The organism is uncultured Altibacter sp. (assembly GCF_963972995.1).
Classification (GTDB): Bacteria; Bacteroidota; Bacteroidia; order Flavobacteriales; family Flavobacteriaceae; genus Altibacter.
The window spans coordinates 1-13,143 of record NZ_CAXAXI010000009.1; the positions used below are offsets into that span (position 1 = coordinate 1).

At 43.1% G+C, this 13,143-nt stretch carries 14 protein-coding genes; all 14 read left to right on the forward strand.

Going from position 1 to position 13,143, the window contains the following annotated elements:
* Positions 1 to 286 precede the first annotated feature (286 nt).
* Positions 287 to 1,228 carry a ribose-phosphate pyrophosphokinase gene (locus AACZ11_RS05330; RefSeq protein ID WP_290628931.1) on the forward strand — a complete coding sequence of 314 codons (942 nt, stop codon included), beginning with the start codon at positions 287 to 289 and terminating at the stop codon, positions 1,226 to 1,228.
* Between the two features lie 210 nt (positions 1,229 to 1,438).
* Positions 1,439 to 2,101: a 50S ribosomal protein L25/general stress protein Ctc gene (locus tag AACZ11_RS05335; protein ID WP_290628929.1), complete on the forward strand. Its 663-nt coding sequence runs from the start codon at positions 1,439 to 1,441 to the stop codon at positions 2,099 to 2,101.
* Between the two features lie 82 nt (positions 2,102 to 2,183).
* A complete protein-coding gene (gene pth, locus AACZ11_RS05340) occupies positions 2,184 to 2,816 on the forward strand; it encodes an aminoacyl-tRNA hydrolase (protein WP_290628927.1) in 633 nt (210 codons plus the stop codon).
* A 1-nt stretch (position 2,817) separates the two neighbouring features.
* Complete coding sequence (locus tag AACZ11_RS05345; RefSeq protein ID WP_290628925.1) at positions 2,818 to 3,750, forward strand: bifunctional riboflavin kinase/FAD synthetase; 933 nt, start codon at positions 2,818 to 2,820, stop codon at positions 3,748 to 3,750.
* On the forward strand, positions 3,743 to 5,095 hold the full coding sequence (locus AACZ11_RS05350; RefSeq protein ID WP_290628923.1) for an HTTM domain-containing protein: 1,353 nt from the start codon (positions 3,743 to 3,745) through the stop codon (positions 5,093 to 5,095). The genes AACZ11_RS05345 and AACZ11_RS05350 overlap by 8 nt, the downstream gene beginning before the upstream one ends.
* A gap of 39 nt (positions 5,096 to 5,134) precedes the next feature.
* The gene (serS, locus tag AACZ11_RS05355) at positions 5,135 to 6,406 is read left to right on the forward strand and encodes a serine--tRNA ligase (protein WP_290628921.1); all 1,272 of its coding nucleotides are present in this window, start codon (positions 5,135 to 5,137) and stop codon (positions 6,404 to 6,406) included.
* A 100-nt stretch (positions 6,407 to 6,506) separates the two neighbouring features.
* Positions 6,507 to 8,291, forward strand: a complete 1,785-nt coding sequence (locus AACZ11_RS05360; protein WP_290628920.1) for a tetratricopeptide repeat protein — start codon at positions 6,507 to 6,509, stop codon at positions 8,289 to 8,291.
* Positions 8,292 to 8,298: 7 nt separating this feature from the next.
* Entirely contained in the window at positions 8,299 to 8,964 is a 666-nt protein-coding gene (locus tag AACZ11_RS05365) for a DUF6090 family protein (RefSeq protein ID WP_290628918.1), read from the forward strand.
* Between the two features lie 24 nt (positions 8,965 to 8,988).
* Positions 8,989 to 9,297 (forward strand): DUF4286 family protein, encoded by a 309-nt coding sequence (locus AACZ11_RS05370; protein WP_290628916.1) that lies wholly within the window; start codon positions 8,989 to 8,991, stop codon positions 9,295 to 9,297.
* Positions 9,297 to 10,091, forward strand: coding sequence for a 16S rRNA (adenine(1518)-N(6)/adenine(1519)-N(6))-dimethyltransferase RsmA (gene rsmA, locus AACZ11_RS05375; protein ID WP_290628914.1), 795 nt, complete (start codon positions 9,297 to 9,299; stop codon positions 10,089 to 10,091). The genes AACZ11_RS05370 and rsmA overlap by 1 nt, the downstream gene beginning before the upstream one ends.
* Positions 10,069 to 11,418 (forward strand): magnesium transporter, encoded by a 1,350-nt coding sequence (gene mgtE / locus AACZ11_RS05380; protein WP_290628912.1) that lies wholly within the window; start codon positions 10,069 to 10,071, stop codon positions 11,416 to 11,418. The genes rsmA and mgtE overlap by 23 nt, the downstream gene beginning before the upstream one ends.
* Complete coding sequence (locus AACZ11_RS05385; RefSeq protein ID WP_290628910.1) at positions 11,415 to 11,810, forward strand: thioesterase family protein; 396 nt, start codon at positions 11,415 to 11,417, stop codon at positions 11,808 to 11,810. Before mgtE ends, AACZ11_RS05385 begins: the two co-directional genes overlap by 4 nt.
* Before the next feature lie 9 nt (positions 11,811 to 11,819).
* Positions 11,820 to 12,185, forward strand: a complete 366-nt coding sequence (locus tag AACZ11_RS05390) for a cupin domain-containing protein (RefSeq protein WP_290628909.1) — start codon at positions 11,820 to 11,822, stop codon at positions 12,183 to 12,185.
* Positions 12,186 to 12,189: 4 nt separating this feature from the next.
* Positions 12,190 to 13,143: a 2-hydroxyacid dehydrogenase gene (locus AACZ11_RS05395; protein WP_290628908.1), complete on the forward strand. Its 954-nt coding sequence runs from the start codon at positions 12,190 to 12,192 to the stop codon at positions 13,141 to 13,143.

A 13,143-nucleotide genomic window follows, 5' to 3' on the forward strand; every position in this document is an offset into this window, starting at 1 on the left:
TTTTGAATCCAGCGCGTCTACCAATTCCGCCACTTGAGCATAATTACTCACTAGATTTTGAATCCAGCGCGCCTGCCTGCGAGAGGCACTACAGGCAAGTCTACCATTCCGATAGCTATCGGATCCGCCACTCGAGCATTTGACCACAACACAGTCACCGAAAGAAACGGATGGCAAAAATAAACAATAAATTGTAATTTGTTAGTAATTCTTTCTATCATTTTTTTTGAAAGCTTTGCTATTCATTTACCTTTGCTGTTCACCAACCGCTATCTCATTCAACGCTATGCCAACGCAAACTCCGGAACCCAAGATCTTCGCCTGTAAACAAAGTCAAGTCCTCGCCCAGGCCATTGCCAATGCTTTTGGAACACCTTTGGGAAATGTAATCACTTCACATTACAGCGATGGAGAATTTCAGCCCTCCTTCGAGGAATCGGTTCGAGGAAGCCGGGTTTTTATTATTGGTTCTACACATCCTAATAGCGACCACCTCATGGAAATGTTGCTAATGCTCGATGCTGCCAAGCGTTCCTCAGCAAGACACATTACCGCCGTTCTGCCTTATTTTGGCTGGGCACGTCAGGACAGAAAGGACAAACCTAGGGTGCCTATCGCCGCCAAGTTGGTTGCGAAAATGCTGGAAGCGGCCGGTGCAACCCGAATCATTACTATGGATCTTCATGCCGATCAGATTCAGGGATTTTTTGAAAAACCGGTGGACCATTTGTTTGCCTCTACCATTTTCCTACCCTATCTTAAAAAATTGAATTTAGAAAATCTTACCATTGCTTCCCCCGATATGGGTGGATCGAAGCGAGCGTATGCCTATTCCAAGGCTTTGGAAAGTGATGTAGTGATCTGTTATAAACAACGTGAGAAGGCCAATGTGATCTCGCACATGGAGCTTATTGGTGATGTGGAAGGCAAGAACGTAGTCTTGGTAGATGATATGGTAGATACTGCCGGGACGCTCACCAAAGCGGCAGATTTGATGATGGAGCGCGGCGCATTAAGTGTTCGTGCGATCTGTACGCATCCTATTCTTTCAGGAAGTGCATACGATCGTTTAGAAAAATCGAAACTGGAAGAGCTTATTGTAACCGATTCCATTCCGCTGCGTCAGGAAAGTAAAAAGATTCGGGTACTAAGCTGTGCCAACCTTTTCGCCGATGTCATGCTGAGCGTTCACACCAATCAGTCCATCAGTTCTAAGTTCTTGATGTAACTCCTTTACAAAATAACGGTCTCCAAGCTGTAAGAATACGGCATATAGCTTTGTTAGGGTAGCTTTTATTATTTTGCGAAAACAGAGAAAAAAGGAAAATATGATCTCTTCTTTTTTTTCTCTCTTGTTTTTTCTTTCCTCTTATTTCAGAAATACCTACATTTGCACCCCTTTAAAATGGGAAAACGTATTTATAACTAATATTTTACAATGAAATCAATTACAATTAACGGATCTCAAAGAGAAAGCGTGGGCAAGGTATCGACCAAGGCCTTACGTAATGCTGGAAAGGTTCCTTGCGTAGTGTACGGAGGGGATAAGCCTATTCACTTTTCAGCAGATGAACTGGCATTTAGACACTTGGTGTACACTCCGGATGTACATACAGTTGTAATTGCCTTAGAAGATGGTATTAAAGTGAACGCCATTCTTCAAGACATTCAATTCCACCCGGTAAATGACCGAATCCTTCACATGGACTTCTATCAAATCTACGACGATAAAGAGGTGATGATGGAGATTCCTGTGCGTATCGTGGGTAATTCACGTGGTGTGCGTAACGGGGGTGTATTACGTGTGGTAACTCGTAAATTACGTATCAAAGCGTTGCCTGAAAACTTACCGGACTTTATCGAAGCCGATATTACAGAAATGAAGATTGGTGCAAAAATGTACGTTACTGCCGTACAAACAGACGATTATAAGATCTTACACCCCGACAACACGGTTATCTGTCAGATTAGAACTTCTAGAACTGCTATTGCAGATCTTGAAGAGGAAGAAGAAACCGATGAAGAAGGAGAAGAAGGAGAAACTGAAGCAGGAGATGTTCCGGCAACTGAAACAGACGATGTAGCAGCTGTTAAGGAATAACTTTCTTGTCTTGAATATAAATGAAAAGCATCTCGTGGATTCGGGATGCTTTTTTTATTTTTACTGAAGTTAAACAATTGCTATGTTTGCTTTTTTAAAGAAACTTTTTGCAACCAAAGAAGAGCATCCTTACACCGAAGGCGACCCTATGAAGAAATTTCTTATTGCAGGATTGGGAAACATTGGTCCTAAATACGAAAATACACGTCATAATATTGGTTTCAAGATGTTGGATCACCTTGCCCAACGTGAATCCCTTACATGGGAAACAGCACGTCTTGGCGATGTTACCACACACAAAAAGAAAGGTCGTACCTTTCTACTGTTAAAGCCAAATACCTATATGAACCTAAGCGGGAAAGCAGTGGCCTATTGGTTGGAAAAAGAGAAGATCCCCTTAGAAAATCTGTTGGTCATTACAGATGATCTCAACCTGCCTTTTGGCACGATTCGCATCAAAACTAAAGGAAGTGACGGAGGACATAACGGATTAAAAGACATCCAAAATACGCTACAGACAACACAATACAATCGCTTCCGTTTTGGAATTAGCGATGAGTTCTCAAAAGGAAGACAAGTAGATTATGTCTTGGGACACTGGGACGAACAAGAACTGCAGCAACTACCCGAGCGCCTGGAAAAAGGTTGCGAGGTGATAGAATCCTTTGGATTGGCGGGTATTTCAATTACTATGAACACATTTAACGGAAAATAATTTGAAAGAGTATTCTTCAGCAGCGGCATTTACCAGCGGTCGGCAAACCGTCGTGACCATTGGAACATTCGATGGTGTTCATATTGGCCATAAGGCGATCTTGCATCGGTTGGTCGCTACCGCCAAGAAAGAAGATCTGGATTCGGTGTTACTTACCTTTTTCCCGCATCCCCGAATGGTTCTGCAAACAGATACCAGCCTTCAGCTTATCAATACTATTTCAGAAAAAAAAGAATTACTTCAGCAAACGGGTCTCGACCACTTGGTGATTCATCCTTTTACACACGCATTTTCACGGCTTACCGCAGTAGAGTATGTTCGGGATATTCTCGTAAACAAATTAAGGGCCAAGAAGATCATCATTGGCTACGACCACCGTTTTGGACGTAACCGAACCGCAACCATAGAAGATCTGCGTGACTTTGGAAAAACCTATCATTTTGAAGTGGAAGAGATCAGTGCTCAAGAACTGGATGAAGTAGCGGTAAGTTCCACCAAGATCCGAAGGGCACTACTCGCCGGAGATATTACCACGGCCAATAACTTTCTTGGCTACCCCTTCATGCTTACAGGAACGGTCATAAAAGGCAAACGAATAGGAAGGACGTTAGCGTACCCTACGGCAAATCTTCATATTGCTGAAAATTATAAGCTTATCCCTAAAAATGGCGTGTATGTGGTTCGCTCGAATATCGATGGGAATACGGCGTACGGTATTACCAGCATAGGGACAAATCCTACGGTGGGCGGCACCGAAACGACCATTGAAACCTATTTTCTTGATCTTGATATGGATCTTTACAACAGATCTCTGCGAATTGAATTTTTGACGCATATTCGCGATGAAGCACATTTTAAGGATGTTGATCTGCTGAAACAGGCTATAGAAAAGGACGAGCAATTTGCACGCAGTTATTTGGACACACATGAATAAATGGTTATTCAAACATATTGACAATACGGGTCTTGTTCTCTTTCGCGTAATTTTTGGTTTTTTGATCACTGTAGAAGCCTTTGGAGCCATTGCTACCGGCTGGGTGCGGCGCACGCTTGTAGAACCTGAGTTCACATTCAATTTCATTGGGTTCGAATTTCTCCAACCCCTGCCCGGTACCGGGATGTATTACTACTTTGCCCTAATGGGGGTTTTCGGGGTATTGGTAACCCTAGGCTACAAATATCGATACAGCATGGCCGCCTATGCGCTTATGTGGACCTGCGTCTATCTTATGCAAAAAACCTCCTATAACAATCATTATTACCTCATGATGTTATTGTGCTGGATCATGGTATTCCTTCCGGCACACCGTTGGTTGTCGCTGGATGCTAAACTAAATTCCGATATAAAATCTCCGTCCATGCCCAGATGGGTATTATGGTTCCTCATTCTTCAAGTCTGGATCGTTTATACCTATGCATCGGTCGCAAAATGGTATCCGGATTGGCTGGATGCTTCGGTACCCGCTCTTTTTATGAAAGGCAAAAGTGATTATTGGCTTATAGGCGGTCTGTTACAGGAAAACTGGGTACATTGGTCGATCGCCTATGTAGGGATTTTGTTCGATCTTCTTATAGTGCCACTCATGTTATGGAAGCGTACCCGAGTGCTGGGTTTTGTCATTTCGATCTTTTTTCACCTTTTTAATTCCTTCGTTTTTCAAATAGGCATCTTCCCTTATATGTCGATTGCCTTTGCGCTTTTCTTCTTTTCTCCTGAAATCCTTCAGAAGCGATTCTTACCTAATAAAACACGGTATACGGAAGGGGAAATCATAGTTCCGAAGCATAAGCAACTCCTTGTAGGTGTTCTTTCAGTATATTTTATTGTACAGATCGCCCTGCCGTTGCGTCACTGGTTTTTTAAAGATGATGTGCTTTGGACCGAAGAAGGACACCGTCTAAGTTGGCGTATGATGTTGCGCAGTAAAAGCGGAAGTCTTTCGGTATGGGTTGTAGACAAGAATACCGGAAAACGAGTTCGCTATCCACATCACACGCTCGTGTCTAAAAAACAATTGCGAGCCGTTCAGTCCAAACCCGATCTACTTTGGCAGTTGGCGCAGCGTATTGAAGCTAAAGAAGCAGCCGCTGGCAGGGATGTTGAGGTCTATATGGATGCGCGGGTACGAGTTAACGGCGGCGCCTATTTTGCACTCATTGAGCCCACCGTTGATCTCGCTGCCGAAAAGTGGTCCCATTTTAAACATCACGACTGGATCCTCCCTTCTCCTAAAAATTATATGGAACGGGAATATAATAAAAAGTCTAGCGATAAATAAGCCTATTTCCGTAAATTTGCTGCCCTAAAAGCACCACACATGTTACAGGTACAAGAGATTCGGGAACATAAAGAAATATATATTGCAGCGCTTGCCAAACGAGGCGTTGCCGCCGAAGCCCTTTTTGAGGATGTTTTGAAAGCCGATGAAGAACGACGCAGCACACAGCTTCAATTGGATGAAACCCTTGCGCAGTCCAACACCTTCTCAAAGGAGATCGGGAAACTCTATCAAAGTGGAGAGACTCAAAAAGCAAACCTGTTAAAAGAAAAAACAACACAGCTTAAGGAAACGTCCAAAGAGCTCACCGACAAACTTACTGCGGTTTCCGACCGCCTCCAGCAGCTATTGTATACCATACCAAATATTCCTAACGAACTCGTCCCTGCAGGAACCGATGAGAACGACAATGAGGAGGTATTTCGGGAGGGTGACATTCCGTCTCTGGACAGCGAAGCGCTGCCCCACTGGGAACTGGCAAAAAAATACGACCTTATCGATTTTGAATTAGGTGTAAAGATAACGGGGGCGGGATTTCCTGTTTATAAAGGGAAGGGTGCGCGTCTGCAACGTGCTTTGATCGCCTATTTCTTAGATAAGAATACTGCTGCCGGCTATACCGAATATCAAGTGCCTCACTTAGTCAATGAAGCTTCCGGTTTTGGAACCGGACAGTTACCCGATAAAGAAGGCCAAATGTATCATGTGGGACTTGACGACCTCTATCTCATTCCTACGGCAGAAGTTCCGGTAACCAATTTGTTTCGAGGCGACCTTTTAGCACACAATGTCTTACCCATTACTTGTACGGGATATACGCCTTGTTTTCGCCGTGAGGCCGGGAGTTACGGCGCCCACGTTCGCGGCTTGAACAGGTTACATCAATTCGACAAAGTCGAGATTGTTCGTATTGAACACCCTGACGCTAGTTATGCCGCCTTGGACGGCATGGTAGAACATGTTAAGGAGATCCTGCGTGAATTGGAACTCCCCTACCGCATCCTTCGTCTATGTGGTGGTGACTTAGGGTTCACGTCTGCGCTTACGTATGATTTTGAAGTGTTTTCCACAGCACAGGATCGATGGCTGGAGATTTCCTCGGTGTCTAACTTTGAAACGTATCAAGCCAATCGTCTAAAACTAAGGTTTAAAGACACCGATGGTCAAAATAAGTTGGTTCACACACTTAACGGAAGTGCTTTGGCATTGCCACGTGTTCTGGCCGGTATTCTGGAAAATTACCAAACCCCTTCAGGAATAAAGATCCCGAAGGTACTAATTCCGTATTGTGGGTTCGATACGATCGATTAGTCTTTCTTTACGACGGGTATTGTAGGTATTCTTGCATTTTGGAAGACTACGGCTTTATTTTTGCTATACATTTCAGAAAGCAAATCGTTATATTTACCGAATGCGATATCTCATTACATGTTTTCTCTTATTCACGCTTACGGCAAGTTTTGCTCAAAATGAGCTGCTTGCCAAGAATTACTTTGAGCAAGGGGAATACGAAAAGGCTTTGTCCTTATATCAAAAACTATACGAGCAAAATCCGGGTCGTATGGACTACTTTATGGCATTGGTACAGTCGAACCAGCAATTGGAGCGTTTTTCTGAAGCGGCACAGCTCATCAATGGCCGTTTGAACCAGCGCAACGTAAACCCTGTGTTCTTTGTTGAACTTGGGTACAATTTTTCTTTACAGACTAATGAAGCACAGGCAGAGGAAAGCTATGCAAAGGCCATCCAGTATGCCAAAGAGAACTCAAATTATTCCTATACTGTTGGTGATGCTTTCTCACGTCACAGTCTTCTGGACAAGGCCGTGATTGTCTACGAAAATGCCATGGCCCAGGACCCTAACAAAGATTTCAATGCACAATTGGCGCGTATCTATGGGGAGCAGGGAAATTTAGAGCAAATGTTCTCCAAATACCTCGACCTTATGATCAGCAATCCGGCGTATAGAGCCGTTGCTCAGCGTAATTTTAGTTTGTACATCACCGAGGACCCCCTTAATGAAGCCAATGAGATACTGCGCAAGACATTGCTTCAGAAATCACAACAGCAGCCGGAAATTCTATACAATCAATTGTTGAGTTGGTTATTCATTCAGCAAAAAGAATTCAAAAAAGCCTTTACGCAGGAAAAAGCCATTTACAAACGACAGGGCGAAGAAAGTTTAAACGGTATTATTGACGTTGCGCTCATAGCAATTTCTGAAGAAGATTATGAAAATGCAAGGGCCATGGTGGATTTTGTGATAGAAAATGCAGCCACTGCCGAATCAAAATTACAAGGCCATCAATTTCTAATGAAAATCGAGCTTGCCACAGCCACCCCCAAGGACTACGATAGTGTTTCAGCCAAGTTCGAACAGTTGTTAGACACCTATGGTCGAGGATCGCAAACGTATTTGCTTCAGATAGAGTACAATCATTTTTTGGCCTTTAAGGTTGGGAAAAAAGAAGCCGCCGTTACCCATTTAAAAGAATTATTGGCGCAACGATTAACCGCCTACCAAGAGGCTCGAGTAAAAATGGAACTTGCCGATATCCTGGTTTTTGATGAAAAATTCAATGAGGCGCTTATTTACTATTCACAAATTCAGAAAAAGATAAACAGCGATGTATTGGCTCAAGAGGCCCGCTTTAAGGTAGCCCGCACCAGTTATTTTAAAGGAGATTTCGAATGGGCACAAGTCCAGTTAGATGTGTTGAAGAAATCGGCTTCACAGCTTATTGCCAATGATGCCATGCAATTAAGTTTGATGATCCGGGACAATACGCTGGAAGACTCTACCCAAACTGCCTTAAAGAAATATGCCCGCGCAGATCTATTAGCGCTTCAAAATAAGGATTTGGACGCCATCGCCGTATTGGATGACATACTTGTAAATCACAAGGGCGAGAAGATCGAGGACGAAGCCCTATTGAAGCAGGGAGAACTTTACGAACGAACCAATCAATTCTCTAAAGCTGAAACGAATTACTTAAAACTTATCGAGTTTTATAAGGATGATATTTTAGCAGACGATGCGCATTTTAAGCTTGCTAAACTATATGAAACAAAGTTGCAACTCCCGGAGAAGGCGAAAGAATTCTACGAGCAGATCATCTTCCATTTTGCCGACAGCATCTTTTTTGTGGAAGCACGTAAAAAATACCGAACATTGCGAGGGGATGCTATAAATTAAATGTACGATGCGGGGAACCAGAAAAATTGATTGGCTGAATCATTTGCTCGAATTTATCGTTGTGATTGTTGGAATATTGATTGCCTTTCAACTCAATACCTGCTCCGAAGAAAAGAAAGAACAACGCCTCATCGACCGACACGTAGAAAATGTTTTACAGGAGGCACGTTTCAACAGGCAAAATATTGAACAAACCATCAAAGCTTCGGAGCGGTTAAGCGAAAATATCGATTCTCTAATCGCTATGATCGGTTCTAAAGGCGATGTGAGGTCTATCAATGGCTTAGGACTACGCGTTTTAAGCTACAACAATTCCTATTATAAGAAAACCGCCTATAATACTATGGTCACCTCAGGCGATATTCGTTTTTTTGAAAATCTTGAGCTGCGGGACGCCATTATTAGTCTATATGAGTATTATTCTTGGGCTGAAGGAATCGACAAAGCATCGTTAGACAATTATTCTAACTATTACTATCCTTATGTTGCCGAACATTTCGATCTTATCGGAGGCACACCACAGGATCTTTCGGTGTACGAAAATAAATCGTACTTAAATATTCTGGCAACCTATAATTATATGATGAAAAATCGCATCCGCAAACAAAAAGAGATCCTTGAGAAGACCAACGTTTTTATAGAAACCTATGCGCCAAGCACCCCCGTTAAGTAAGGCACGCAAATTTTTTAAATACTTATGTATATCTATAATGTCACTGTAAATATTGATGAAAGCGTTCATAAGAAATGGCTCCATTGGATGCAAACCGAACACATTCCTGCGATGCTGAAGACGGGAAAATTCAGCAAGGCACTCATGTCGCGTGTTCAAGTAGAAGAAGAAATGGGCGGGATGACCTATTCGGTGCAATATACAACAGACAGTAAAGCAACGTTGGAAAAGTACTATGCCGAAGATGCCGAAACCCTTAGGGCGCAAAGCAAACCTTTTGAAGGTACCTTTGTAGCCTTTAGAACCGAACTGGAAATCATTAGCGAACACTAATGGAAAAAAACGTAAAGGCCAAAAAATATTTAGGACAACATTTCTTGAAAGATGAATCCATCGCCAAAAAGATAGGAAACACTCTTCATTTAAAGGGTTACACCAATGTCTTGGAAATTGGACCCGGCATGGGAGTGCTCACCAAATATCTTATTGATAGAGATATCGAAGTGATCGCCATGGACCTTGACAGTGAGTCCATAACCTATTTGGAAACACATTTTAAAGATCCCAACATCACGATCTTGGAAGCCGACTTTCTAAAAGCGGATCTTTCGTCCCTTTTTAACGGCGCACCGTTTGGGATTACGGGAAACTTTCCCTACAATATCTCAACTCAGATTGTATTCAAAACCTTGGAACACCGCCATCGAATCCCTGAATTTTCAGGAATGTTCCAAAAGGAAGTCGCCCAACGTATTTGTGCCAAAGAAGGCAATAAGGTCTACGGAATACTATCGGTTCTTACCCAAGCTTTCTACGATGCCGAATATCTTTTTACGGTTCCGCCGGGTGTCTTTCAGCCACCGCCTAAGGTTGATAGCGGGGTACTCCGCTTGGTCCGAAAGGAAAACTACACTTTAGATTGTAATGAGCAACTGTTCTTTACCGTAGTTAAAACCGCTTTTCAGCAACGAAGGAAAACCCTTCGTAATAGTTTAAAATCCTTCCAACTCTCTAATAAATTGAAAGAAGATGCTATCTTTGGACAACGCCCCGAACAACTCACGGTAGCACAATTTATTGAACTCACCCAAAAACTGGAAAAGGATGCAATTTCAAATAACAGCTGACTTTATTGCGAACATTGAGCAACTCATTGCGCAAAAGGACGGCAATGCCCTACGTGAGCTGTTACAGGAATTTCACTTTGCCGATGTTGCCGAACTATTGGAAGAATTGGGAAGTGATGATGCTACCTACATTATAAAGTTACTCGAAAGCGAGCTTACTTCCGAAGCATTGATGGAACTGGACGATGATGTTCGGGAGAAGATCTTGGATCGACTCTCCCCTTCAGAAATTGCCCAAGAACTTGAAGAGCTGGACACCGATGACGCTGCCGATATTATCGCCGAACTTGACGAAGATATCCAAAAGGAGGTCATTGGCAAGATTGAAGATGAGGAACATGCCGCCGATATTGTTGAGCTTCTTAATTACGATGAAGACACTGCCGGAGCTTTGATGGCAAAAGAGCTCGTTCAGGTGAAAGAAACATGGACAGTTGCCGGCTGTGTTCGTGAAATGCGGCGACAGGCCGAGAATGTCACCCGTGTCCATTCCATCTATGTGACCAACAAAGAAGGAAAACTTACAGGCAGGTTGTCATTAAAGGACCTGCTCACTGCCGGCGAAAAGACCAAGATCAGTGAAGTGTTCATCCCAAAGGTTGACTATGTCACGGTACATACCGATAACGAAGAAGTGGCGCGGATCATGCAAAAATACGACCTGGAAGCTATTCCTGTAGTTGATGAAGATGGCATTCTGGTGGGTAGAATTACGATTGACGATATCGTAGATTTTATCAAGGATGAAGCCGAGAAGGATTACCAGTTGGCTGCAGGTATTTCTCAGGATGTAGAAGCAGACGACAGCGTGTGGGAACTAACCCGTGCACGCCTTCCTTGGTTAGTGTTAGGCCTTTTTGGAGGCTTGGGAAGTGTCTATATCATGCAGGGTTTTGAAGAAGCATTGGAGCGCTTTCCCATCCTGTTCTTTTTTACGCCGCTCATTGCAGCGATGGCAGGGAATGTAGGCGTGCAGTCCAGTGCGATCATTGTTCAAGGATTGGCCAATGACAATGTGAAGGGAAGTCTGTTCAACAGACTTGTAAAAGAAGTGGGACTAGCACTCATTAACGGCACGGCACTAGGGCTTTTGGTCATAGGGTTTGGCTTCGTGGTTGGGCAAGATCAATTAGTAAGCATAACCATAGCTGTTTCCATGCTATCGGTGATTATAGTTGCCGCGCTTATAGGAACTTTTGTCCCCATCATCTTAGACCGAAGGGGGATCGACCCTGCCATTGCAACGGGTCCTTTTATTACAACCAGTAATGATATCTTCGGAATTTTTCTGTTCTTCTATATTTCTAAAGTAGTGCTCGGGTTTTGAAATCGGAAGTGTTTTCACATCAATTAACGGTTCCTGCTTCGGCCATCGATACTATGGAGCATGTAAACAATGTGATTTATTTACAGTGGTGTCTCGAGGCTGCCGAAGCACATTGGACCTCAAAAACTTCCGAAGCATTGCGTAAAAAATATGTATGGGTAGTCCTACATCACTTTATAGAATATAAGGCTCCTTCATTTAAAGGGGAGGAATTGGAGGTCCGAACTTGGGTCGAGAACTATGACGGTGTAAAGAGTGAACGACAGTATAAGATCGTTCGCCGAAGCGATCAACAAACGATCGTTACAGCTAAAACCCTTTGGTGTTTGCTCGATGGAAAAACACACCGCCCGACAAAAATAACCGAAGAAATTAGTACCTTGTTTGCGTAAATCTCTGCCATGAACGCCATTAATATACAGGAAAAATTTACCCGCTTCAGCGAGCATTGGCATCCCCATCAAATTGCGGTTGTTGATGATATGCAGGTATTATTAGCTAAGCTGAAGGACGATTTTGTTTGGCATAAGCACGAAGAAGAAGATGAACTCTTCTTTGTGCAAAAAGGAACGTTGGAAATGCAGTTCAGGGACCGCACCGAGATCGTTCGGAAGGGAGAGCTTATTGTAGTTCCCAAAGGAGTTGAGCACTGCCCCAAGACACAGAACGGAGAAGAAGTTCATGTTTTGCTCTTCGAAAAAAATACGACCAAACACACAGGGAATGTTACAAGTGAAAAGACCAAGACCCTGTACCCTAAACTTTAGCTTTTTGAAAATTCTCCATCTCGATACAAACCACCCCTTGCTTCTTGAAACCCTGAATTCTGAAGGCTTTGAAAATGTGGAGGATTATAGTTCTTCAGAAGAAGCAATTAAAAAGATCATTCACAACTACCAAGGTATTGTGATCCGGAGTCGGTTTAAGATCGACGCATCATTCTTAGATGCTGCCATCAATCTCAAGTTCATTGCGCGTGTAGGTGCCGGACTGGAAAATATTGATACCCCGTATGCCGAATCTAAAGGCATTCAACTTATATCGGCGCCGGAAGGAAATCGCAATGCAGTAGGTGAGCATGCCTTGGGAATGTTATTATCCCTGTTCAATAAGTTGAACAAGGCCGATAAGGAGGTAAAGGCCGGTCAATGGAACCGCGAAGCTAATCGTGGTGTTGAACTCAATGGCAAAACAGTGGGTATTATTGGGTATGGAAATATGGGAAAATCATTTGCTAAAAAATTAAAAGGGTTCGATTGTGAGGTGCTATGTAATGACATCAAACCTAACATGGGAGATGAAAATGCAAGACAGGTGCCTTTGGCGGAACTTCAAAAAAAGGCAGATGTTATAAGTTTACATACCCCTTGGACGCCGAGTACCGATAAAATGATAGACCGCACGTTCATTACGGCAGTCGAAAAACCGTTCTGGCTTTTAAATACGGCCCGAGGGAAAAGTGTAGTCACCTCCCACGTCGTTTCTGCCTTGGAAACTGGCAAGATCTTGGGAGCCGGCCTCGATGTGTTGGAATTTGAAAAGACATCTTTTGAATCGCTCTTCGATTCAGAAGCACTGCCCCAAGCTCTAAAACAGTTGCTCACCATGGATAATGTTCTTTTGAGTCCGCATGTTGCCGGATGGACCATAGAAAGTAAAGAGCAATTAGCAAAAGTGATCGCCCACAAGATCATAGTAAGTTTTAAATCATTTAATCAAAAATAA

Coding starts and splice junctions, on each gene's coding strand:
- rsmA (WP_290628914.1), top strand. CDS start 9,297: ATGGAAAAAAACGTAAAGGCCAAAAAATATTTAGGACAACATTTCTTG.
- AACZ11_RS05350 (WP_290628923.1), top strand. CDS start 3,743: ATGAATAAATGGTTATTCAAACATATTGACAATACGGGTCTTGTTCTC.
- AACZ11_RS05360 (WP_290628920.1), top strand. CDS start 6,507: ATGCGATATCTCATTACATGTTTTCTCTTATTCACGCTTACGGCAAGT.
- pth (WP_290628927.1), top strand. CDS start 2,184: ATGTTTGCTTTTTTAAAGAAACTTTTTGCAACCAAAGAAGAGCATCCT.
- AACZ11_RS05330 (WP_290628931.1), top strand. CDS start 287: ATGCCAACGCAAACTCCGGAACCCAAGATCTTCGCCTGTAAACAAAGT.
- serS (WP_290628921.1), top strand. CDS start 5,135: ATGTTACAGGTACAAGAGATTCGGGAACATAAAGAAATATATATTGCA.
- AACZ11_RS05335 (WP_290628929.1), top strand. CDS start 1,439: ATGAAATCAATTACAATTAACGGATCTCAAAGAGAAAGCGTGGGCAAG.
- AACZ11_RS05370 (WP_290628916.1), top strand. CDS start 8,989: ATGTATATCTATAATGTCACTGTAAATATTGATGAAAGCGTTCATAAG.
- AACZ11_RS05365 (WP_290628918.1), top strand. CDS start 8,299: ATGCGGGGAACCAGAAAAATTGATTGGCTGAATCATTTGCTCGAATTT.
- mgtE (WP_290628912.1), top strand. CDS start 10,069: ATGCAATTTCAAATAACAGCTGACTTTATTGCGAACATTGAGCAACTC.
- AACZ11_RS05390 (WP_290628909.1), top strand. CDS start 11,820: ATGAACGCCATTAATATACAGGAAAAATTTACCCGCTTCAGCGAGCAT.